At 72.6% G+C, this 21,052-nt stretch carries 19 protein-coding genes and 1 pseudogene; 7 read left to right on the top strand and 13 right to left on the bottom strand.

Features of this window, described 5'->3' with window-relative positions:
- Positions 1–463 precede the first annotated feature (463 nt).
- Entirely contained in the window at positions 464–877 is a 414-nt protein-coding gene (locus ACH4B3_RS27050) for a hypothetical protein (protein WP_398467004.1), read from the bottom strand.
- Positions 878–1,246: 369 nt separating this feature from the next.
- On the opposite strand from ACH4B3_RS27050, the gene ACH4B3_RS27045 reads away from it, so the two are divergent.
- Entirely contained in the window at positions 1,247–1,696 is a 450-nt protein-coding gene (locus ACH4B3_RS27045; RefSeq protein WP_398467002.1) for a hypothetical protein, read from the top strand.
- Positions 1,697–2,038: 342 nt separating this feature from the next.
- Here the strand turns inward: ACH4B3_RS27045 and ACH4B3_RS27040 are convergent, their stop codons facing one another.
- The 3 genes from ACH4B3_RS27040 to ACH4B3_RS27030 form a co-directional block, all read right to left on the bottom strand.
- On the bottom strand, positions 2,039–2,392 hold the full coding sequence (locus tag ACH4B3_RS27040; protein WP_398467000.1) for a hypothetical protein: 354 nt from the start codon (positions 2,390–2,392) through the stop codon (positions 2,039–2,041).
- 554 nt (positions 2,393–2,946) lie between these two features.
- Positions 2,947–3,987, bottom strand: a complete 1,041-nt coding sequence (locus ACH4B3_RS27035; protein ID WP_398466998.1) for a vWA domain-containing protein — start codon at positions 3,985–3,987, stop codon at positions 2,947–2,949.
- 345 nt (positions 3,988–4,332) lie between these two features.
- Complete coding sequence (locus ACH4B3_RS27030) at positions 4,333–4,875, bottom strand: class I SAM-dependent DNA methyltransferase (RefSeq protein ID WP_398466996.1); 543 nt, start codon at positions 4,873–4,875, stop codon at positions 4,333–4,335.
- A 444-nt stretch (positions 4,876–5,319) separates the two neighbouring features.
- Here ACH4B3_RS27030 and ACH4B3_RS27025 point away from each other — a divergent pair, with 444 nt between their 5' ends.
- Positions 5,320–6,042, top strand: coding sequence for a hypothetical protein (locus tag ACH4B3_RS27025; protein WP_398466994.1), 723 nt, complete (start codon positions 5,320–5,322; stop codon positions 6,040–6,042).
- A 119-nt stretch (positions 6,043–6,161) separates the two neighbouring features.
- Here ACH4B3_RS27025 and ACH4B3_RS27020 read toward each other — a convergent pair whose 3' ends face one another.
- The 3 genes and pseudogenes from ACH4B3_RS27020 to ACH4B3_RS27010 form a co-directional block, all read right to left on the bottom strand.
- Entirely contained in the window at positions 6,162–6,545 is a 384-nt protein-coding gene (locus ACH4B3_RS27020) for a winged helix-turn-helix transcriptional regulator (protein WP_398466992.1), read from the bottom strand.
- Between the two features lie 572 nt (positions 6,546–7,117).
- Positions 7,118–7,663 carry a hypothetical protein gene (locus tag ACH4B3_RS27015; RefSeq protein WP_398466990.1) on the bottom strand — a complete coding sequence of 182 codons (546 nt, stop codon included), beginning with the start codon at positions 7,661–7,663 and terminating at the stop codon, positions 7,118–7,120.
- Positions 7,660–8,014 (bottom strand): annotated as a pseudogene (locus tag ACH4B3_RS27010) (transposase); the annotation flags it as partial. The gene ACH4B3_RS27015 and the pseudogene ACH4B3_RS27010, both read right to left, overlap by 4 nt.
- Positions 8,015–8,153: 139 nt before the next feature.
- Between ACH4B3_RS27010 and ACH4B3_RS27005 the strand changes: the two are divergent.
- The gene (locus tag ACH4B3_RS27005; protein ID WP_398466988.1) at positions 8,154–8,678 is read left to right on the top strand and encodes a MepB family protein; all 525 of its coding nucleotides are present in this window, start codon (positions 8,154–8,156) and stop codon (positions 8,676–8,678) included.
- 112 nt (positions 8,679–8,790) lie between these two features.
- On the opposite strand, the gene ACH4B3_RS27000 is transcribed toward ACH4B3_RS27005, so the two are convergent.
- Complete coding sequence (locus ACH4B3_RS27000) at positions 8,791–9,546, bottom strand: hypothetical protein (protein ID WP_398466986.1); 756 nt, start codon at positions 9,544–9,546, stop codon at positions 8,791–8,793.
- 211 nt (positions 9,547–9,757) lie between these two features.
- The gene (locus tag ACH4B3_RS26995; protein ID WP_398466984.1) at positions 9,758–10,579 is read right to left on the bottom strand and encodes a lipase family protein; all 822 of its coding nucleotides are present in this window, start codon (positions 10,577–10,579) and stop codon (positions 9,758–9,760) included.
- A 288-nt stretch (positions 10,580–10,867) separates the two neighbouring features.
- Between ACH4B3_RS26995 and ACH4B3_RS26990 the strand changes: the two genes are divergently transcribed.
- The gene (locus ACH4B3_RS26990; RefSeq protein ID WP_398466982.1) at positions 10,868–11,713 is read left to right on the top strand and encodes an alpha/beta fold hydrolase; all 846 of its coding nucleotides are present in this window, start codon (positions 10,868–10,870) and stop codon (positions 11,711–11,713) included.
- 379 nt (positions 11,714–12,092) lie between these two features.
- Positions 12,093–13,835, top strand: coding sequence for an ABC transporter ATP-binding protein (locus ACH4B3_RS26985; protein ID WP_398467109.1), 1,743 nt, complete (start codon positions 12,093–12,095; stop codon positions 13,833–13,835).
- A 161-nt stretch (positions 13,836–13,996) separates the two neighbouring features.
- On the opposite strand, the gene ACH4B3_RS26980 is transcribed toward ACH4B3_RS26985, so the two are convergent.
- The 3 genes from ACH4B3_RS26980 to ACH4B3_RS26970 form a co-directional block, all read right to left on the bottom strand.
- Positions 13,997–14,551, bottom strand: coding sequence for a GNAT family N-acetyltransferase (locus tag ACH4B3_RS26980; RefSeq protein WP_398466980.1), 555 nt, complete (start codon positions 14,549–14,551; stop codon positions 13,997–13,999).
- A 181-nt stretch (positions 14,552–14,732) separates the two neighbouring features.
- Positions 14,733–15,017 carry a hypothetical protein gene (locus ACH4B3_RS26975; RefSeq protein ID WP_398466978.1) on the bottom strand — a complete coding sequence of 95 codons (285 nt, stop codon included), beginning with the start codon at positions 15,015–15,017 and terminating at the stop codon, positions 14,733–14,735.
- A 315-nt stretch (positions 15,018–15,332) separates the two neighbouring features.
- Positions 15,333–17,201 (bottom strand): AMP-binding protein, encoded by a 1,869-nt coding sequence (locus ACH4B3_RS26970; protein WP_398466976.1) that lies wholly within the window; start codon positions 17,199–17,201, stop codon positions 15,333–15,335.
- A 239-nt stretch (positions 17,202–17,440) separates the two neighbouring features.
- Here ACH4B3_RS26970 and ACH4B3_RS26965 point away from each other — a divergent pair, with 239 nt between their 5' ends.
- Both ACH4B3_RS26965 and ACH4B3_RS26960 read left to right on the top strand, forming a co-directional pair.
- Entirely contained in the window at positions 17,441–18,283 is an 843-nt protein-coding gene (locus ACH4B3_RS26965) for an alpha/beta fold hydrolase (RefSeq protein WP_398466974.1), read from the top strand.
- Position 18,284: 1 nt separating this feature from the next.
- A complete protein-coding gene (locus ACH4B3_RS26960; protein ID WP_398466972.1) occupies positions 18,285–19,556 on the top strand; it encodes a hypothetical protein in 1,272 nt (423 codons plus the stop codon).
- Positions 19,557–19,690: 134 nt separating this feature from the next.
- Here ACH4B3_RS26960 and ACH4B3_RS26955 read toward each other — a convergent pair whose 3' ends face one another.
- A complete protein-coding gene (locus ACH4B3_RS26955) occupies positions 19,691–20,860 on the bottom strand; it encodes an MFS transporter (RefSeq protein WP_398466970.1) in 1,170 nt (389 codons plus the stop codon).
- Between the last annotated feature and the right edge of the window lie 192 nt (positions 20,861–21,052).

The following is a 21,052-nucleotide window of genomic DNA, read 5'->3' as shown; positions in this document are numbered from 1 at the left end:
GGGGTTCCTCCAAAGCAGAAGACTCATCAGTGGCGGAGCCCGACCCCCGAAGAGGGGGGAGCCGACCGTGGCTGCCCCTGCACCCGCCGCCTATCCAGAGGGTGCGCCCGCGTGGCAGGTTGTCTGACGCGCCGCACTTTTTCGGACACGACTCGATATCGAGGCCGGCCGCCGTGCCCGCGCGGGTGCGGGACTCCGCTACCGCCGCCTCGGCCGGAGCTCCTCCGCCCGTCGGCGCGGCGCACTGTGGCAGCGTCAGCCGTGCACGGCCCGCCCCGGGTTGCCGCCCGGACCCGCCCGTCCCACCGCGCCCCGGTCAGCGGCGGGTGCACCCGGATCCGACGGACCCCGTGCCCGGTGCCAGGCACCCCGGCCGGCAGCGGACGGGCTCCGGTCACCTGCGGCGGATACGCCTGCTGCCGCGACGGGGCGGGCGGGGCTTCGCCGGGCGGGGACGCGCCCCCTACCGGGCCGGGGGACCGGTGTCCCCGGCGCGCGCGGCGGCCGCTGTCTCCAGCAGGGTCCAGCCGTCGACCTCCACCGCCGCCCGCTGTCCCGCCTGCCATCCACGGGCCGACGCCGCGTCGAGCAGGGCCCGCGCGGCGCCCGGTTCGTGAAGGTTCAGGGAACCGCCCAGGACGTCCCTCACGTCCCCGGAGCCCAGCGGGAACCCGCCGGGGACGTACCGGCCCGGCCCGGCGGCGAAGACGATGCGCAGCGGGCCGCCGGCGCCGGCCGGTTGCGGATACAGCGTGAGGGTCTCGCGGCAGTGGGCGGGGCCGCCACCGTCCGGCACGCGGTGGCTGTGACGGAGGGTCCACAGGTACGCCTGTCCGTCGGCGACCAGCAGACGGGGCTTTCTCGGATGACGGGGCACGGAGCCGAGCGTACGCGGCGGAGCCCACCGGAGCCGCGGGGCGCAGGGCATCGCCCGTGCCACGACCCGCCGGTGCCGACCGCGCAGCTTCGCGGCTCCCGGGCCGTGGCGGGCGAGCCGCGCAGCTCCACGGCTCCCGGGCCGTGGCGGGCGGGACACGGTACGAACTGCCGTCGTCGCAGCCCGGCGTGCGGTCGGGGGCGCGGTGCCATGCGCGGTGGCGGCGCCGGCCGGCGCCGCACGAAGCGCCAGCCCGGGGCTCCTGCCCGCCGGTGCGCGGGTCCCGGTCCCCGTGCGACTTCGCCGGTCGACGCCACCGCGGGCCGACGCGGGAACCGGTCGGCGGGTCCCGATGGCATGATGGGCCGCATGGGGGTTCTGTTCGGCTACTACGCCGCGGCCGACGACGAGGACGCAGGCCGGGCGGTCGCGCGTGCGGACGTCGAGCCCATCGGCTCGGGGTACGACGAACTGGTGGTCAAGGGCGTCGATCCGGTGGTGGACCTGTTGCCCGCCGAGGTGCTCGTCACCGGCCTGCCCGCGGAGGAGGTCAAGGCCGATTCCCGACGCGGACACCTGGTGGCCATGGTGGCGGACGGAGAGGTCGTCAGCGTGGCGCTCACCGACACCTTCCGCGACCGGCTCGCCGCATTCGAGCGGGAGTTGCTCGAAGACGTCGCCCAGGGCTGGGCGGCATCAGGCGACTTCTCCACGCCACCCGACCCCGAGGAACTGGCCGACTTCCTCCGCCGGCTGGCCGAGCTGGCGGATCGGGCCGTCGGCCGCGGTCATCGCCTGTACTGCTGGATCTGCCCGTAGACCGGGCCCGGACCTGCCGCCGGGTCGTCCCGCCGTCGCCCGGCCCGTGACCTTCGGCGCCGTGACGGGGAGCCGGTGGAAGGGCTCCACGCCGCGGTGGCGCCCGCCGCCCGCACCGCAGGAGGTCCCGGGGACGCCGGCACGGCCCGAGGGACACCCGTTCCCTCCCGGAGCACGCGACCCCGCGGCAGGTCCGTCCGCTGACCGCAGCCGGGAAGCCGGACCGCCGGCAACCGCGGTTCCGGCTCTCCGGCTGAGCCGCGGGGGCCGGCCGAGCAGGTGAGCGGGCCGCCGCCGATCCGGCCGGCGGCCCCGTGGGGAGCCCTTCCGCCCGGCTCGGGATCAGTCCGCGGCGCCCGGAGCGGCGGCCGCCAGGTCGAACTCCCACGAGCCGCGCTTGAACTCGCGGCGGAAGTCCGGGTGGTCCTCCCAGTGCCGGGCGATGCGGACCAGCAGGTCCCACTGGTGCGCCAGCGCTTGACCGGCGATGCGCCGTACGTCCTCGCTCCCCGTCTCCTGCTGCTCGGCGATCCCCTTCACCGCCGCGGCGCTCAGTGCGATGTCCCGCAGCGCGCGCAGCGAGCGGGAGGTGTCGTCCATCGCCCAGCCGTGCTCGTTGCCGCTGTCGGCGTCGAAGAGCGGGCGGAGCCGGTCCTCGATGAACGCGTTGATCCGCTCGAAGTGCTGGAGGTCCATGGCGGCTCCGTTTCCGTGCCGCGCCGTCACCGGACCCGGCCTGTCGAGTGTTTCGCCCGTCCCCGGGTCGGACCGACCGCATGGCGGAATGGGCGCTGAGCACCGTCATTATGCTGTGCTCACTGCCCGGCACCGGGCAGGGGCCCCGGGCCCCGCGAGCGTCACCACGAGCGGCCGGGCCGGGGTTCCACCGGGCCGGAGGCAGGCTCTCCCCCCGGCGCGGTACCGGGCGCCCGGCCGGGTACCGCCGCCCCACCGGGCCACGTCCCGGCGCACCGGCACGCCGGTGGCAACCCTTACGGCGTCGCCGGGCACCCCGCGGGGACAGCGCCACGAACGGCAACGCGGGCCCGGCGTCCCGGCCGCCGCCGCCCCGGCCGGGGGACCCGGGCCCCGGCCGGGGCGGCGGCGGGGCAGGCGTACCCGGCTGCCGGAGCCGGTGACGCGACGCGGCATGGCCGAAGCCGGCTCAGCACGGCCACGTCACACCGCTGCCCCATACGGGCCAGGGTTGACCCCGCCCCGCGGGCGACGCCCGTGGAATGTGCGGGGTGTCAGAGCATCAAAAGCAGCCGCGTGTTCTGCACCAGCTTCCGGTTCACGCTGGTGCTCTGCACGAAAATCGTGAAGTCGTCGTTGTGGTCCGGCTTGACGCGAACTTCCGTATCGGGCAGACCGAGCAGGGTCCGGGCCTCCGGTCCCGTGTACACCCGGTCCGTCTTCTTCTCCAGTACCGCTATCTGCTTCCGCGCCTGGATCTTCTCCGACTTGCTCAGCTGATAGAAAGCGCAACCGGTACGGTAGGTGTGCCCGCATTCGACGACCCATTCCCGGATCGCCGCTTCTCGAGCCACCGGAATCAGCTGGTATTCCGACGGATTCACCGGAGTGAGGCCGGCTGCCTTGATGGTGTCCTTGTTGACCGCGTCCGCCCCCGTGGAGAACACCGCCCGCGATCCCCGGATGCCCTGGGCCCGGCCCACCATGAAGTTCTCGGTGGCCTGCCGGATCACCTGCCCGGCCTCCTCCAGACCCCGGGTACTCGTGGCGTCCCAGACGGCGATGTTGTCCCGCGGGAAACCGCACTGCATGGCCTCGCGCTTGCCCATCTGGTCCGGCACCAGGACGGCCAGCGTCCAGTTGTCCTGCTGCGTGGCCATCATCTCGGCCACGGCCTTCACCAGTGCGCGCTGGTCCCTGGTGGGGGCGTCCGGACAGCGATGACTCGCGTTCTCCTGGCCGTCGGTCAGCACGAAGGTGAGGAAGCTGTGGTCGCCGTACAACTGGGCCGTCTGCGCCAGCTCCCGCTGCGACTTCAGCGTGGCCGCCAGCAGAGCCGTCATTCCACCGACCCGGTACAGCTGCTTCAAGGACGGCATCCGCAGCACGTCCTTGTCGTAGATGACGCATTCCACCGTGTCCGCGAAGACGTACACCGTGACGCGGGTTTCCTGGTCCAGTTCCTTCGACCGGCGGGCGAGATAGGAAATCTGCTGGTCCGCGACCTCGACGACCTTACGGCTCAGGTGCGACATGGACGAGCTGGCATCCAGCACGAGAGCAACGTGATTGATGTAGTTCTGGTTTCCGGACATGACCGGCCCCCCTTTTCCGATTGGATGCTTCGATCCTCCCACCCACCACTGACAATCGGTCGTGGTGCACGCGGAGCCCGGTCGGCAGGCGGTCCGCTCCACCGCGGCACGGCAATACGACCGGCCCCGGACTTCCGGGATCGTCCGGGAAAGCGGTCGTCGGGCCGCCTGCCGCCGTGTTCGGGGCGAGGCGATCCGGGCGGCCGGCCCGAGGGGGCGGCGCGCACGGGGCCGCGGCGGCCCGACGGTGCCGGGCCGGCGCCCCGCACGCACGGTGCGCACACACCGTCAGAGCGCCGGTGTCCGGGCGCCCGGGCGCCGGCAGGGCGTGGTGGGCGGGGGTGATCAGCCTCTGCGGTGCACGGAGACGGCGTACTGCCCGCCGGTGTAGGGCTCCCGGGACCAGGTCGCGTACCTGGCCTCCAGAGTGAGCCCCGCCGCGCGGCAGTGCGCGTCGTAGTCGTCCAGTGGGTAATCGCGGTCCAGGGAGAATCCGGCGACGAGGTGCCCGGCCGGCCGGACGTGGCCCGCCGCGCCGGCCACCAGGCCGGCTTCCGTTCCCGGCGGGGTGAACAGGGGCACGTTGCCCGCCATCACCACGACGTCGAACGACTCCCCGAGATCGAGCCCCACCAGGTCACGGTGGTACCAGCGAATGTCCGGCGCCCGGCGCCGGGCGGTGGCGAGCATCGACTCGTCGGCATCCACGCCGACCACGGCGATTCCGTGGCGCGCCAGCTCGATGGCGACCCTCCCGGTGCCACAGCCCGCATCGAGAACCGTGGCCGGCCCGAAGGAACGAACCAGCGCGGCCTCGCCGTGAACGTCCTCACCTGTGGCAGCGATACGGTCGAAGCGCGCCTGGTACTCGTCACCGTTCCACGTCATGCCATCACCATGGCACACCGGCCAGCCGGTCCGGAGGCCGCTCCCGGCACGCCGCCGTACCTCGGCCCCGGCCGCCGGCCTCAGCGGCCCCGGAGGTGTTCGCCGAGCCTGCCTCTGGTCGCCTCAGCCACCGCTCGGCGGCGAAACCGCCCGGTTCGCTGCCCACCGGCGTGGTCTCGGAAAGCGGCGGCCGCACCGCGAAGTCGTGCCCGGTCCGGATCCCGTCGGGCGAACCCTCCGCCGCCTCCCGGCAGCCGGGTCCGCCCGCGCGGGGCAGCGCCCCCGACGTGGTTTCCGGCCGTGGATCGGCCGAAGAGAGACTGGCCCATATGGGCATTCGGCGGGTGGAATGCATACGCATCCGCCCGCCGGGCGGTGCGCACAGTCGCTCTTCCCGCGGTCGTCCGACGGGGCCGCCGCGGCCGACGACACAGGAGTACGGACTTGCACCGCACCTCGCGTCTCCGCACCACGCTCCTCGCTCTCACCGCCGCGGTGGCGGCCGCCGTGACCACGGCCGCCCCGGCCGGCGCGACCCCCGCTCCCACCCCCTCGGCGGCCTCCGGCGCCGCGTCCGACGTAGGCCCGGTCGTGGTCAACATCACCGGCCTGGGCGGTGGCCCCGCGAACGTCGCGGGCGGCGCCGCGGTCGGCCACTTCCTCCAGCAGGCCGCCGAACTCGGATTCGGCTCCTCGCAGTGCCGGATCACGGAAGGGCCGATCCTGCAGCACGTGACCGGCGGCTACTACAACGCCATGGTCAAGGGCACGTGTTCGGGCGACCCGGCGTCGAGCTCCCCGACCCGGAGCCTCAACCGGCTGGTCGGACCGAACGGCGAGCACATCAGCACCGTGTGGAACGTACCCCCGGGCTACCGCGTCGAGGGCAGCCTCGGCCAGCTGTACATGTCCCCGCGCGAGGGCACCGTGCCGCTGTACCACTGCGTCGTGCGCAAGGACAACTTCCTGTCCACCGACGTGAACTGCGAGGGCCAGACCTACGTGACCCGCCTCGGCTGGATCCACCCGGGCCAGCCGTCCGACGTGGGCACGCTCCCGCTGATGCGGTGCATGGTCGGCAGCCACCGCGAGTTCTTCGAGTCCAACCAGACCAACTGCGAAGGCCAGGCCTCAGGCGGCCAGCTCGGCTGGATCTTCACCGGCTGACCCTCCGGCTGACCCCTCCCGGCGACCCCTGGCGGCCGGCGTCCGCGCGCCGACCGCCAGGCTCCTGCCACTCATGCGCCCGGCACAGGCGCCCGGAGCGGTGTGCCGGGCGTCGTCCGTCAGCCGTCGAAACGGCGGCGCGCGTCCTCGATGTGCCCGAGGTGCCGGTGGGTCCAGCCGCACATGGCATCGACCGTGGTGCGCAGGGCCCGGCCCGGCTCGGTGAGGGTGTACTCGACCCGTGGCGGCACGGTGGGGTGCACCTTCCGGTCGACCAGGCCGTTGCGTTCCAGCATGCGCAGGTTCTGGGTGAGCATCTTGTGACTGATGCCCTCGACCCGGTTGCGCAGCTCGCTGAAGCGCAGGGTGCGCTCGCCGAGCGCCTCGATGATCAGGAGCGCCCACTTGTTGGCGACGTCCGAGAAGATCTCCCGCGCCAGGGAGTCCGCGCGCCGCAGGTCGGCGTCCTCGGGCAGGCCCTTGAGCAGTTGCTTGGTCACCATCAGGTTCCCCAGTCGCCGATCAGTGCGTTCTTCCAGGTCAGCCCACACTCTCCTATGGCTTCCGGGTCACCGCAAGAGACCCCGGCGGAAGGGAAAGCACCAAGGCCGCCATCGGTGTCCACCGCCACCACGTGCCGGCCGGGAGCGGCACCGGCTGTCCGGACCCCCGGGGCTGCATCAGTCGGGCGGAAGTCGCAGGTCGCCGGCTCACGGCAACGGCTCTGCGGTCTCCGACGTCACGACTTGTACGCGGAAGCGGATCTCGTCAGGTGTCGAGCGGTAGCTGGCGGCAACGCGCGGTGGCGCTGGAGGCGATCGGTCCCGCACTCGGCTGCGTGGCGCTCCTTGTCGTCGGTCCTGTCGAACTTCGGCGGCCGACCGTCGCGGGAGCCGCGCTTCTCGCGGTTGCGAACCTGGCCGGCCTTGTCCGGGATTGTGCGGCGGATCCCCGCGTCGCCGAGCGATGCGTCCTCGGCCGGCAGGTGCGTCTCCTCCTCGGTGATGCCACCGAAGCCCTTCGCCCTGAACCCTCGGCGAAGACCACACGGCCCCGACTCACAAGAAGTCGTTTCCTATGGCTGGGCAAGCTCCGGTTTCTCACATGAAGTGCGGAGTGCTGTCAGCGCGTCCCAGCCGTTTCCCTGCATGAAGAGGCGGTCAATGGCGCTCTGGCCAGGGTCCAGGATGACGTAGTGCTCAGGAGTAAGGGACATGCCCCAGGGCTCGAGGGTGTGGGTGCGGGCCAGAGTCCGGCCGCATGCTGTGCAACTGATCCAGGGGACCAGGACGAGCTGATCACCCAAGCCGACTGTGGTCGCAGGCTGGGGAGCGCTGGCGGTGTTCTCGATCAGTTGCAGGACTGAGGCGGTTGTACTGCCGGGGCACTGCGAGAGGCGCGGGGCCAGTGGGAAGGGCCACATCCCCCAGGCTTCGCAGACCACGGCGATCTCGGCCCGGATGGTCTCGTCTATGGGCACTTGGTGTCGCAGCAGGGCGGCCACAAGCAGTTCGAGGCCGCCTTCCTGTTCGCCAATGCCCCAGCAGTCCTCAACGGCCCGGGCGTCGTCGGGCGGTAGGAGAGCAGCGAGCCGGTGCCAAACGGCAGCTTCGTCGGTCATGTCGGGAGAGTAGTGCGGACGAGTCGGCGGTGACCGATGAGGGCTGCGGCTATGCCGACGAAGGCTGAAGTGTTCGGCCTTGCGTTCGTATCGACGGTGGAGACGCCGGCAGCCTGCGAGCCAGGACACGGTCCTCTCAACCACCCGGCGATGTCGGCCCAGCCGTTGTGAGGACTCGACGCGCTTGCGGGCGATGCGGTGGCGGATTCCACGCTCGCGCAGCCATCGCCGCAGGTGGTCGTAGTCGTCCCCCTTGTCTGCGAGCAGCTTCGTCGGCCGCCGTCGCCGCGGCCCGCGGCGGGACCGTATGGGCGGGATGCCCCGCACGAGCGGCTCCAGACCCTGGCCGTCGACGCTCCCGACTGCTTCGGGGGGAGGGGTGATCCGGGCGTCGGCCGGAGGACGTGCCCCGGGTGCCGGCGTGGTGGCCGAGTGGCCGGTGCGGTGAGGTCCGGAGCAGTGCGTCCGGACGCGATGGCAGGATGGGGGCATGGTGTCGAATCGGCCGTGGACGGACCTCCACGGCGACCTGCTGGCGGCGAAGACCCTGGTGTACGACCCGAGCGGTTTCGTCTGCTCGCTGCCGGTGGCCGAACCGGAGAGCGCCGAGTACGCGGCTTGCGCGTTCGTACTCGACGGCCGCTCGGTGCGGTTCCGGGTGGCCAAGACCACCCCGACGAAGGCGGGCCAGTTCGTCACCGTGTGGCAGCGGTCCGAGGAGGGGCCCATCCGGCCCTTCGACGCGGAGGACGGGGTGGACCTGTTCGTCATCAGCAGCCGCGACGACGACCGCTTCGGGCAGTTCGTGTTCCCGCGCGAGGTGTTGTGCGAGCGTGGCATCGTCTCCCGCGACGGCTCCGGCGGGAAGCGCGGATTCCGTGTCTACCCGCCGTGGGTGACCACGACCAGCCGGCAGGCCCGCAGCACCCAGGCATGGCAGGTGAACCACTTCCTGAGTCTCGGCGACGACGGGCCTGCCGACCTGGCGCGCGCCCGGACCCTCTACCATCCGTAGCGGCCCGCGCTGCCACGGCACCCCGCCCGCCCGGGCGGGGCGGTGAACCGGAGCTGAACGGTGAGTGGGAGCCGCGGAGCCGCCTCGCCGGCCTTGAGGCCCGAGGAGGACCTCACTTCACTTCCTGCCGCACCTCGTCCCGGAGGTCCGCGGCGATCCGCGCGGCCGCGTCGATGGTGACCTCCTTGTCGCGCTCCTTCGCCGACACGATGCCGATGGTGCTGTAGTCAGCCCAGACGCACCTGGTTTCCTGCGAATTCGTCCACTTGATGACCTGGCACTTCATCACGGCGTCGGTGAGGTCCTCGGGTTCGACGCGCTCCGGGCTGCCCACCGCTTCCGCTTCGGAGTCGGGGCCCATGCCCTGGGTCATGAGGGCGAAGGCGCTGTCCACGGCCTGCTGCGGATCCTCGACCTCACCCCAGACTCCGCTGAGGTTGACGTCCTTCGCCACCACGCCGTCCACGACGTCTCCGGCGTCGTACTCGGCGTCGATCGCGTGGGCCCGCTTGATCCCCAGCTCTTTCGTCTGCTCATAGGTGATGTCGTCGTCGGTCTCGCCCGGGTTGTCCAACGTGAACTCACCCAGCACGGTCCGTGGCGCCGTCAGTTCGTAGTTCTTCCCGTCGTCCGTCAGCTCCGGGCCGTCCGAACCGGTGCCCAGGAAATACCACACACCGCCGCCGACCAGAGCGATCGCGAGGACCGCGGAGATGACGATGACGGCTGCCTTGCCGCTGCCGCCGCTCCTGCCGGGTGGCGGGCCCGGTGGCAGGGGCGGCGGCGGTCCGTAGCCCGGCTGCGGCTGTCCGAACCCGCCCTGTGGGCCGTATGGATCCGACGGCTGCGGCGGCTGATCGAGGCTCACGTGTCACCCTTCCGGCCCATGCGTATCCGCACATCATGCCGGACGCGGCGCTTCGAAGGGATCGCCCTCGCCCCACGGCTGACGAGCTCACTGAAGCCGTGCGCGGTCGAGGTGCCGACCTGGGGGTTTTCGTTCGGCGTACCGAGCGGACCGGAAGAAGGCGCCCACGATGTGGACTCCGGTCAGGTAGGGGAACGCCCGATCCGGGGCGTCAGGCGAGGTTCTTCTCCATGGCCGCGAGGTAGTTGCGCATGAAGTGGTCGCGCATCCCGTCGGAAGCCGGCGCGAAGGGGTCGGCGGTCAGCCCCGTGGCGTGGTCGGCAACGCCACTGACCAGCGGCATCGTCTCGTGGAGCGTCCCGTGGGAGTCGATGTAGCGCAGGGCGCGCACATGGGTGTAGACCGGCTCCGGCGGGAGGTGCGGGACGGCGTCGTTGTTGTTGACGAACCGGAACATCCGGTCCTTGAAGCCCTTGTCGTAGGCCGTGGCGAGGATCCGGTCGCAGGTGCGGGGCTGGCCGTAGGTGTAGACACCGTCGGCGGTGAGCCGCGGCTCCTCCAGGAACATCCGGGCGCCGGCGAGCATGGCCAGCGCCCCGCCCAGACTGTGGCCCGTGAAGTACACCCGCTGGCCGTTCGTGCGCAGCTCGGCCAGCGTGTTCCTCACCTCGGGGTAGACCGACTCCAGGGCTTCGCCGAAACCCTGGTGGACGTGTCCGGTGCCGCCGGGGCCGGGGCGCGGCGGGGTGGTGGCGTCGGAGAGCCAGTCCTTGATCTGCTGCGGTTCGGTTCCGCGGAACGCGGTGACGATCATGTCGTCGCCGGCCATGGTGTAGGCCTGGGTGTCCTGCAGAGGGAACGGCGGGGTGAACCGCGTCTCATGGTGCCGCACCACGGGGAAGCCCCACTCGGCGGCCTGCTGCTCGATGGTGGACTTGTCCTTGTAGGCCAGATCCGAGGCGCGGGCGAGCCAGTAGGCCCGCTCCAGGCTGTATCCGGGAGAGCGCTGGTCGAACGAGACGGGCACAGCCACGAGAGGATCCCTTTCCCTTGCCGGACATGTTCCGAAGTGTTGCCGTCCTCCGGCCGGCCCCGAGCGGCCGGCCGGCCGGCGAGACCGGAGCGAGGCATGACGAGCCGGTCGCCGACCGCCACCGGCGGCGGCAATGCCCGTGGTACCGGTGCGGGCGCGGCGCGCGAGGGACGACACACCTTCCGGTCACCCGGACAGCGGTCCGACTACCCCGGCGGGCCGCTGCCCCGTAGGTTCGTACCACCGGAGCCTGAGGGATCGACGACGGAAACGGACGGGGTGGCGGCGTTGACGGAGACCGACCTGGAGCTGGGCGACGGCCGCAGGCTGCATGTCTACGACACCGGCTCGGACGACTCGGACGCCCGCCTCACGGTCTTCTGGCAGCACGGCACGCCCAATATCGGCGCGCCCCCCAAGCCTCTCTTCCCGGCCGCCGCCCGGCTGGGCATCCGCTGGGTGTCCTACGACCGGCCGGGATACGGCGGATCCACCCCCCGTCCCGGCCGGGACCTGGCGTCGGCCGCCGGTGACGTGGCCGCCATCGCCGAGGCGCTGGGCATCGAGCGGTTCGCGGTCATGGGGCACTCCGGCGGCGGCCCGCACGCCCTGGCCTGCGGCGCCCTGCTGCCCGAACGCGTCATCGCGGTGGTCAGCGTGGCCGGACTGGCCCCGTACCGCGCCGCAGGACTCGACTGGTACGCGGGCATGACGGACTCGGGCGTGGCGTCCCTGCGCGCTGCCGCCCGGGGCCGCGAGGCGAAGGAACGCCACGAGGCGGGTGCCGAGTACGACCCCGAGATGTTCACCCCCGCCGACCACGCCGCGCTCGCCGACGACTGGTCCTGGTTCGGTGACGTCGTCGGCCCCGCCGTCGAGGCCGGACCGGACGGCCTGATCGACGATGATCTGGCCTACGTCGCCCCCTGGGGATTCGATCCCGCGCGGATCCTCGCGCCGGTCCTCCTCCTCCACGGCGACCAGGACCGGGTCGTGCCCAGCGCGCACGCCGAGTGGCTCGCCGCCCGCTGCCCCACCGCGGAACTGCGGCTGAGCCCGGCCGACGGACACATCTCCGTCCTCCGCGCCGGCGCGGCCGCCATGGACTGGCTCGTGGGCCGTTCCGCGCGCTGATGACCCCGGTGTGATGCGGCCGTGCGGGCTCGCGAGCCGCCGGACCGTGATGGCCGGATCGCCGCGGTGTGCTGCGACGGCGGCGGCACCCGCGCCCCGGGGGCGGGTTCCGCAGCCTCGGAGCACCGATGTGCCCGGCCGCTCAGGTGAACTCCTTCCGGAGCGCGTCCGATGGGGTGTGAGAGTTGATTCGACCCCTGGCGGGACACCGGAACCCCGAACCCCCGCCCCCGTCATGCCTGACACCGCCGTTCCCGGCCCGGCCGGGAACCCCCGTACCGCCGTGGCGGCCGGGGGCCCGGGCGCGGACCCGGGCGGCGATACGGAGGAGACCGGGGCAGCCACCCCGTTGCTGCCGGTCCGGGAGACCTGGCGCATCATGTACGGCCACATCCGGGCCCATCGCGCGGCCATCGCGCTCGGCGGGCTCTGTACCCTCGTCGGCGCGCTGACCGCCCTGGCCCAGCCGCTCGCGGCCAAGGCCCTGGTCACCCGGCTCGGCGAGGAAGAACCGGTGGCCGGCGTACTGGTCCTGCTCACCGCACTCGTGGTGCTGGGTACCGTCATCGAGTCGGTGGGCGCATACCTCCTCGCGCGCACCGCCGAGTCGATCGTGCTCTCCTCCCGCCGGCGGCTGGTGGCGCGGCTGCTGCGGCTACGGGTGCCCGAGGCGGACCGGATCCAGCCCGGCGATCTGATGTCCCGCGTCACCTCGGACACCACACTGCTGCGGGCGGTGACCACCGAATCGCTGGTCTCGCTGGTCACCGGAGGGCTGACGCTGGCGGCGACGGTGGTGATGATGGCGGTGATGGACCCGGTGCTGCTCGGGGTCACCGCCGGCGTGATGGTTCTCATCGGCGGTTCGCTGGGGCTGGTGATGCCTCGTATCGCGCGGGCGACGAAGCAGGCGCAGGAGGCGGTGGGCGCGGTCTCCACCGTGCTGGAGCGGGCGTTCGGCGCCTTCCGCACGATCAAGGCGTCCGGTGCGGAGCAGCGGGAGACGGAGGCGGTGTGGGCGGCCACCGAGGAGGCGTGGCGGCACGGGGTGCGGGCGGCGAAGTGGCAGGCGGTGGCGTGGTCGTCGGTGGGCCTGGCGGTGCAGGTGTCGTTCCTCGCGGTGCTCGGGATCGGTGGGGCCCGGGTGGCGTCCGGTCAGACGGACGTCGCCACCCTCGTCGCCTTCCTGCTCTTCCTGTTCTACCTGATCGAGCCGGTCTCGCAGTTGGTGGAGGCCGTGTCGTCGTACCAGGTGGGGACGGCGGCGATCGCCCGCATCCACGAGGTGGAGCGGCTGGAGACAGAACCGGAGCCCGGGGCGCGGGCGTTCGAGCCGGAGTCCGGGGCGGAGCCGCGGGGTGCGGCCACGCCGGGCGGGGCCCCGGCGACGGTGGAGTTCGAGGAGGTCGCCTTCCGCTACCAGCCGGAGTCGCCCGGGGTGCACCACGGAGTGTCGTTCCGGGTGCCCAGTGGCGGTATGACGGCGTTCGTCGGGCCCTCGGGCGCCGGCAAGTCCACCGTCTTCGCCCTGATCGAGCGGTTCTACCCACCCACCGGCGGCCGGGTGCTCGTCGACGGGGTGGACGTCAGCCAGTGGCCGCTGGACCGGCTGCGGGCGGCCATCGGTTACGTCGAGCAGGACGCCCCGGTACTCGCCGGAACACTCCGGGAGAACCTGGTCTTCGGCGCTCCCGCCGCCACGGACGAGGAGATCCGCGAGGTGCTGGCCCGGACCCGGCTGGCGGACCTGGTGGCACGGTTGCCGGACGGCCTCGACACCCTCGTCGGCCACCGGGGCAGCCGGCTGTCGGGCGGTGAGCGGCAGCGGGTGGCGATCGCGCGGGCGCTGCTGCGCCGCCCCCGGTTGCTCCTGCTCGACGAGGCCACCTCGCAGCTGGACGCCGTCAACGAACAGGCGCTGCGGGACACGGTCGCGGAGGCGGCCCGCCACACCACGGTGCTCGTCGTCGCCCACCGGCTCTCCACGGTGACCCTCGCCGACCGGATCGTGGTGATGGAAGCAGGGCGGGTACGGGCCGTGGGAACCCACTCCGAGCTGGTGGCCTCCGATCCGCTCTACGGCGAACTCGCGGCGACGCAGCTGCTCGCCACCTCGGGATGACGACGCCACCACCACACCGCCAGGGGCGACCGCACCGAGAGGGGGCACACCGCGGGAGGCGCGACCACACCGCGAGGGGCGGCCGCACGGTGCGGGCGGGGCGGGCGCCGGACGCCGGTGCTGCCCCGAGCCGAGGGCACCGGATGGGGGGCCACTTCCGTTCATGGACGGCCGGCCGCGCCTGCCGTCTCGGCGGTGATGGCCCAGCGCTCGTGGTCTCGCCACGCACCGTTGATGAACTGGAAGGCCGCCGAGTAGCCCTCGCGCTGGAAACCCAGGCGCCTGACGAGGTTCCGTGACGGGGTGTTGTCCGGCTGGATGTTCGCCTCCAGCCGGTGCAGTCCGAGACCGTCGAAGGCATGCCGGATGACGAGCCGGAGACCTTCGGTCATGTAGCCGCGGCCGGTGGTGGAGGAGTAGGCGGTGTAGCCCAGGGTTCCGCTCTGGAGGGCGCCCCGGACGATGTCGTTGATGTTGACACCACCCAGGATGGCGCCGGTGCCGCGCAGACAGATCACGAATCCCTCGTGAGAGGGCCCCTCGAACCGTCTGAGGCGGCTCTCGAACGCCTCCACCGTGTTCTCGCGGGCGCCCAGCCAGCGGCTGAGCATCGCGGCGCTCTCCTGGGCCAGCGCGGTGAGCTCGTCGTAATCCTGACGGCGGACATGGCGAACGGCCACGCGCGGTCCGTGCAGGAGGTAACCGGTGCTTGCCATCCGGGGATCCTACGCATCCCGCACGCGCGGGCCTCCTGGTGCCCGTTTCGTAGGCGAACGCCGCAGGTGGAAGCGTTGAGCGCCACCCTGCGGCCCCTCGCGGCGCTCCCTTCCCCGGCCCGGCGACGCGGGCAGGCTGCCGGAGCGGGGTACGTGACGTCCGGGGTCACTCCGCGGGCCGCTACCCGGCAGCCACGACCTGGCCGGCCGTGACCTGAGGTGCATGGGGGAGCAGCGCCGCCAGGTTGTCCCGTACGAAGTCCGCCGCTCTCCGGATCGACTCCTCGGCCCCGTCTCGGTCTTCGAAGACGCTGGTGGAGACCATCACCCCGTCCCCGGCGTCAACCCAGTAGTAGGCCACGAAGCCGGGGACCTGGCGGAGGAGAGGCACGAAGCCCTCGCCCACTCGGCGCCCCGCCTCGGCCGGGTCGGTCACCCCTTCGTAACGCCGAATCACCGCATACACAGCTGATCTCCTCATGCGTCCCGAGTGCACCCCGCGCACAGCGATCTACCCCCGCCGGGCATCTCCCGCTCGAAGGCGAACCGGAAGTGACCTGGATGGGTGCATCGGGTGATCCGAACCGGTCAGCCGCCGTGGGCGGGGCCGGGCGACCCGGGATGCGGGGCACGCCGGGCCGTGCCACTTCCGCCGAGCGCCGACACGGTCGGCCCCCGCGGAGGCTTGGACGTTCCGGACCGCTTCACCGCGCACCGGGGCCGTCGCCGGCATGCGGCCCGTCGGCCTGGTGCCGCCGCACCGGCACCCGTGGCCGGGGGCTCAGCCCTCGCTCTCCAGCCGAGCCACGATGTCCGCACGCAGCCGTGTCTTGTCCGTCTTGCCGACGGCGGTCAGAGGAAGTTCCGGAACCTCGACGAGACGTTCGGGAAGCTTGAACCGGGCCAGTCCGCTCTCCTCCAGATACCTCCGCATCTCCCGCAGGGACGGCGTTCCTTCGTCACCGGCCACGACGTACAGACACACGGCTTCCCCCAGCACCCGGTGCGGCATCGCGACGGCCGCCGCGGCCCGTACCCCGGGATGCGCCAGAACCAGCGCCTCCAGTTCGTCCGCCGGGATCTTCTCCCCTCCGCGATTGATCACGTCCTTGAGACGCCCGACGACCACGAGGTTCCCGGACGGGTGACGACGGACGAGGTCACCGGTGCGGTAGAAGCCGTCGGAGGTGAACGACGCCGCCGCCACGCCGCCGTGGTATTCGGTGATCACTCCCGGGCCTCTGGCCAGCAGCTCGCCGGCTTCACCGTCGGCGACGCGCCGGCCCTCCTCGTCCACCACGAGGGTCTCGTCACCCGGCGAGGACGGGCGGCCCTGCGTGGTGAAGGTCACCTCGGGTGGATCGTCGAGCCGGGTGAAGTTCAGCAGGCCCTCACTCATGCCGTACACCTGCTGGATCCGGCAGTCGAAGGCACCGGCCAGCCGGGCGGCGGTGGATTCGTCCAGCCGGGCCCCGCCGATCTGCAGGACCCGCAGGCTCGACAGGTCGTGACCGGTGGAGCCGGCACGGGCGAGGAGCCACTGCCGGGCGAGCGCGGGAGTGAGCGCACAGTGCGTGACGCGTTCTCGCTCGATCAGCGCCATGGCCCCTGCCGCATCGTCCGGTGCGGCGAGCACGACCTTCCCACCGCAGGCGAGAGTGCCGAGAATCCCCGGACTGGAGAAGGCGAAACCGTGGGTCACGGGCAGGACGGCGAGGTACACCGATTCCGGCGTCAGCCCCGAGACCGCCGCCGAGGTGCGGATCACGTGCCCGAGCGCCTCATGGGTGCGGGCAATGGCCTTGGGCGCGCCCGTGGTTCCGCTCGACAGCAGGAAGAGGGCGGTGTCCGAGGGGTGGCGATCCGGATGCGCGGGACCCGGCCCACCGGCCTCGACGAGACCGTCGAGGTCCACATGGCCGCCGGCCGGGCCGGCGAGGCCGGAGACGAGCAGGGTGCGGACGCACGGATGCCGCGCACGGAGCTTCTCGGCGAGCCGCAGGTGGTCGAAGCGGTGGTGCCGGGCCGGTACGGCCAGCGCTGCGGGTGCCACCGCGGTGAGCACCTGCTCGAGCTCGTGCCCCCGCAGGGCGGGGAGGGCGAGAACCGGGCGCGCACCCAGTCTGATCAGCGCGAGCACGAGAACGACGATCCGGCTCCGGTTGGGTAGTTGTACGAGCACGGTCTCGCCGGGCCGGATGCCGGTGTCCGCCAGCCGGGCGGCGCAGCCGGACACCGCGGCGTCCAGCTCGGCCCGGGTCCAGGTGCGGTCGCCGTCGTCCAGTGCCGCACGGTGACCCGGGTGCACGCGGGTGCTCAGCACGAGGTCGTCCAGGAACTCCGGGCGCCACCAGCCGCGGTCCCGGTACCCCGACCGCTCCAGGCCGGACCGCTCCGTGCCGGGCCGGTCCTCGCCGAGGGCGTCCGCGAGTTGACGCAGGGTGTAGTCGTGTTCGGTCCACAGATCGACGCGGGTGGCGAACCGATCGGCCAGCTCCACCTGGATCTGCGTGAGATCGACGGAGTCGAGCGCGAGATGCGCACGCAACCGTGCGCCGTCGTGCAGCAGCTCTTCCTCGATTCCCAGGTCGCGGAGGATCCTTCGCACTTCTTCGATGCCCGTCAACCGGGTCTCCTCGTTCCAGGACATGGCGGCGGCCACCGGTGACCGGTCGTGTTCCCCGCGGTCATGGGCAGCCTCCCTCGCTGTGAGAGCCGTGAGCGGTATGCCCGGTGCGGCTCAGGACGAGACCGGCGCGCGGGAGCAGTGGACAGCGCATGCGGCCCGGAGGCGTGCGAACCGGGCGGTGCCGGCCGTCGCGCGCTCTGCACTCACCCCGCCACATCTGCGACGCTGGGCCACCACACCGGTCTCGCCAGTGGAGTGTGATGAATCCATCGAACAGCGGGACGCTCCCGGTTCTGGGAGCGAGGATCTATTACGAAGTGCGCGGCGAGGGGCCTTTCCTGCTGCTCATCGGAGGAGGAAACTCCGATGCGGCCGTCTTCAAGCGCCTGGCCGCGGCCCTGGCTCCCGACCACCGTGTCGTCACCTACGATCCGCGGGGGAACTCACGCAGCGTGCTCGAAGGCCCCCCGGTGGACCAGCGGGTCGAGGAGCACGCCGACGACGCGTACCGGCTGATCGAGCACCTTGCCGCTCCCGACGAGCCGGTCCGCGTCTTCGGGAGCTGCTCGGGCGGACTCATCGCGCTGGAACTCACGATCCGCCACCCGGAGAGGATCCGGCTGACCGTCGCCCACGAACCACCCGTCCTGAGCATCCTGCCGGACGCGGCACGGCACCTGGCGCTCCTCGACGACGTCTGCCGGACGTATCGCGAGGAGGGCATGGCACCGGCCCTCGTCAAACTGCAGGCCCTGCACGGCGGCCGGCCCGCGCCGGCGCTGCCCGAGGTACACGACAACACCGACTTCTTCCTGACCCACCTCGTCCGGCCGTTCACGCGTTTCGTACCCGACCTGGCCGCACTCGAGGCGGTGGCGGACACAGTCGTGTGGGCCGGGGGCCACGCCTCCCGCGGGGACCTCGTGCACCGCCCCGTGCTCCTCCTCGCCGGACGGCTCGGGCGTGAACCTGAACTGTTCCCCGGCGGGCACGTCGGCTACGCCAGGTACCCCGTCGACTTCGCCGAACGGCTCACCGAGGTCCTCACCGCGGCGCCCGGCACGGCGGGCGGCCCGCGGGGGACCGCCGGCGGAGGGCTGTGACATGCGGATCGTGATGGGGGCGCAGAACTGCGGCTTCGGTCCGGTCGCCGAACTCGTCGCGGTCTCCCGGCAGCTCCGCGGGCACGACCGGGTGTTCGTCGGAGACGGCGTCGCCGCCGTCTTCGCCCGGCACAACGCCGACGCCTTCGACGGCGTGTACGACACCGGCGGGATGCCGGAGAAGGACAGGGCAGCGGTGATCGACGTCCTGCTGCGGGGCAGTGACCACGTGGTGTCGGTCATGGACGCCGAGCTGGTCTTCCGGTCCGTCGTGGCGCGGCGGCCCGTGACCATGGTGGACAGCCTGTTCGGTTTCTGGCAGCTCGCCCGGCCACCTGCCGGGATCCACGAACTCTGCGCGACCATGCCGCGCTCCTGCTTCGCCGCCGCCGACCGGCACCTGGCGGGCCTGTCGCCGCACGAGCGGATCGTCGCGGCCCACCTGACCGCCACCCACAGCGTCGTACAGAACTTTCCCGGGGTCTCCGAGCGCGCTGCGGAGATCGCCGCCCTGGGCACCGGTCCGCGGATCCACCGAACCGGCTCGATCGTCGACGTCGAGGGGCTGCGGGACGTGGCGCGCACCACCGCCGGACCGGAACACGACCTGCTGATCAACGTCGGAGGGTTCAAGAACTTCCTCCTGGACTTCGACGTCAACAACGACTACCTGCTCCTGCTGGACCGGTGGATCCCCGACCTGCTGCGGGACTGGCCCCGGTTCCGTCGCGTCCTCGTCTGCGGCGGCCCGTTCGGCCAGGGCCGGGAGCGGACCGTCTCGGCCGCGGGCGGGCGGGCCGACTGCCGTCTCCTGCGCCAGCGCGAGTTGCTCCAGGCGGTGGCGGGCACCCCGGACTACCTGCTGGCCCCCGGGCTCACGGCACTCCACGAATCGATCGCCCTGGGGCGACTGCCGCTGGCGATCCACGAGCAGCACTACGCCCATGTGTTCACCATGCGCGCGCTGGACGGCACGCTGTTCGGCCGTGGCGGGGGCCGGTTCACGGACGTGGTGCCGCGCCACCCGCTGCCGGAGGACGACTTCGCCGGCACCGCGGCCCTGGTCCGGCTGGCCGGCCGTATCCGGGAGGACGAGGCGCTCTACGCACGGTACCGCCGCACCTTCAACGAACGGATCGAGCATTACGTCTCGCTCACCCCGCCGCAGCGACAGCACGGCGTCGAGGAGCTCGGCACACTCCTCGACGGCGAGCCGCTCCACTCGGTGATGGCGGAGATCCTCGGTAAGCCGTCCCCGGAGGCGGGGACGTGAGCCGCCACCACGGGGCCACCGGCGCCGCGGCCCGGCCATGCCCCAGCCGCGGCGCTCCGCCCGCGTGACCACCGCTGCCGGCGGCGGGGACCGTCCGGTGCGCTTCGGCCGCCACCGACAGCGGCGCCGTCGGCTCAGCCGCCGGATCCGCCGCGCAGCGCCCTGATCGCCGCCGCCGTGTGGACGCCCAGCATGACCAGGGCGGTGGCCGCGGCACTCTGCCAGAGCAGGGCGTCCATCCGGCCGGCGGACAGATAACCGCCCGCGGCCACCGCGGCCAGCGCGCAGACGCCCCGGTCCACGATGCTCTCGGCGGAGAGCAGGGTGGCGCGCGGCGCGCCGTCGGGTATCGCGTCGTTCACCAGTTTCCGCTGGAGGGGATAGGCGAATCCGGTGACGGCCGAGAACAGGCACAGCAGTGCGATGGCGGGCAGTGGACCGCCGAGGGTGGTGCCCGCCAGGGCGGCGGCCATGGCGAGGCTGAGCAGGGACACCAGAGGCAGCGGCCGCAGCCGGCGGCCCAGCCACTGCGGCCTGGCCGACCCGACGGCCTCGGCCACGGTCACCGCCGCCAGTACGGCGCCGTGCGAGGTCTCGGGCACGCCGTGGTCGAGCAGGATCGGCTGGAAGAGATTGACCTGGCAGATGCGGGACAGCGTGAACAGCGCCACGCCCTGCACCATGACCAGCACCAGCCATGGGCTCGCCAGCAGACAGCGCACCGCCCTGGCGACGTTCCGCGATCTCTTCGGAAGCGGCTCGGCGGCACGCCGTCCGGGTTCGTCGGCGGCGCCGAAGCCCCCGGCGCCGGCCGGGCGGACGCGGCGCGGCAGCGCCAGGGCGCAGCCCAGGGACGCGGCGGCACCGGCCGCGCTCAGCAGGTAGGGGACGGGCCGGGCCAGGCTCATCAACGGGCCGACCAGCGGCCAGCAGACCACCTTCGCGGCGAGCCCGAGGGCGCGTGCCGTGCCCTCGGCCCGCAGATAGTGGTCCCCCGCGCCGTGGGCGTGCAGCGCGTCGTAGAGGTAGGCGCTGGCCGCGCCGGAGGTGAGGGAGCGGCCCGCGGCGATGGCCAGGAAGTGCACCAGGAAGCCCAAGTAGCTCGGCGAGAGGACCGGGACCAGGTTCGCCGCGGTCATCACCACCGCCCCCGCGCTCAGGCAGTTGCGGGCGCCGATGCGGTCGGCGACCAGCCCGGTGGGGATCTCGAAGAGGCAGAAGGCGATGTAGTAGATGCTCTGGATCCCGAAGATCTCCTGGTCGGAGAGCCCGGCCTCGCGCTGGTAGGCGTAGAAGACCGGCATCCACCACAGCAGGTTGAACAGCAGCTGGAAACCGTTGTTGAGCGCGATGATCCGCCGCGCCGCGGCGGGCAGCGGGGTCGCGGCCCGGCGCCGGGGGGGCGGCGCGGCGCCGGGGGGCCCCCCGCGCCCCCCCCCGCCCCGGCGGGGCGGGCGCCCCCCCCCGGGCCCCGCGCGGGGGCGTGCCCCCCCCCG

Source organism: Streptomyces sp. NPDC018031 (assembly GCF_044327625.1).
In the GTDB taxonomy this organism is placed as follows: Bacteria; Actinomycetota; Actinomycetes; order Streptomycetales; family Streptomycetaceae; genus Streptomyces.
This window is presented reverse-complemented; position numbering and strand designations above follow the sequence as displayed.

Excerpts from the sequence above, each read along its gene's own strand:
- ACH4B3_RS27045 (WP_398467002.1), top strand. The coding sequence starts at position 1,247 with ATGGGGGTTCTGTTCGGCTACTACGCCGCGGCCGACGACGAGGACGCA.
- ACH4B3_RS27040 (WP_398467000.1), bottom strand. The coding sequence starts at position 2,392 with ATGGACCTCCAGCACTTCGAGCGGATCAACGCGTTCATCGAGGACCGG.
- ACH4B3_RS27035 (WP_398466998.1), bottom strand. The coding sequence starts at position 3,987 with ATGTCCGGAAACCAGAACTACATCAATCACGTTGCTCTCGTGCTGGAT.
- ACH4B3_RS27030 (WP_398466996.1), bottom strand. The coding sequence starts at position 4,875 with ATGACGTGGAACGGTGACGAGTACCAGGCGCGCTTCGACCGTATCGCT.
- ACH4B3_RS27020 (WP_398466992.1), bottom strand. The coding sequence starts at position 6,545 with ATGGTGACCAAGCAACTGCTCAAGGGCCTGCCCGAGGACGCCGACCTG.
- ACH4B3_RS27015 (WP_398466990.1), bottom strand. The coding sequence starts at position 7,663 with ATGACCGACGAAGCTGCCGTTTGGCACCGGCTCGCTGCTCTCCTACCG.
- ACH4B3_RS27005 (WP_398466988.1), top strand. The coding sequence starts at position 8,154 with ATGGTGTCGAATCGGCCGTGGACGGACCTCCACGGCGACCTGCTGGCG.
- ACH4B3_RS26985 (WP_398467109.1), top strand. The coding sequence starts at position 12,093 with ATGTACGGCCACATCCGGGCCCATCGCGCGGCCATCGCGCTCGGCGGG.
- ACH4B3_RS26980 (WP_398466980.1), bottom strand. The coding sequence starts at position 14,551 with ATGGCAAGCACCGGTTACCTCCTGCACGGACCGCGCGTGGCCGTTCGC.
- ACH4B3_RS26970 (WP_398466976.1), bottom strand. The coding sequence starts at position 17,201 with ATGTCCTGGAACGAGGAGACCCGGTTGACGGGCATCGAAGAAGTGCGA.
- ACH4B3_RS26965 (WP_398466974.1), top strand. The coding sequence starts at position 17,441 with ATGAATCCATCGAACAGCGGGACGCTCCCGGTTCTGGGAGCGAGGATC.
- ACH4B3_RS26960 (WP_398466972.1), top strand. The coding sequence starts at position 18,285 with ATGCGGATCGTGATGGGGGCGCAGAACTGCGGCTTCGGTCCGGTCGCC.
- ACH4B3_RS26955 (WP_398466970.1), bottom strand. The coding sequence starts at position 20,860 with ATGCCGGTCTTCTACGCCTACCAGCGCGAGGCCGGGCTCTCCGACCAG.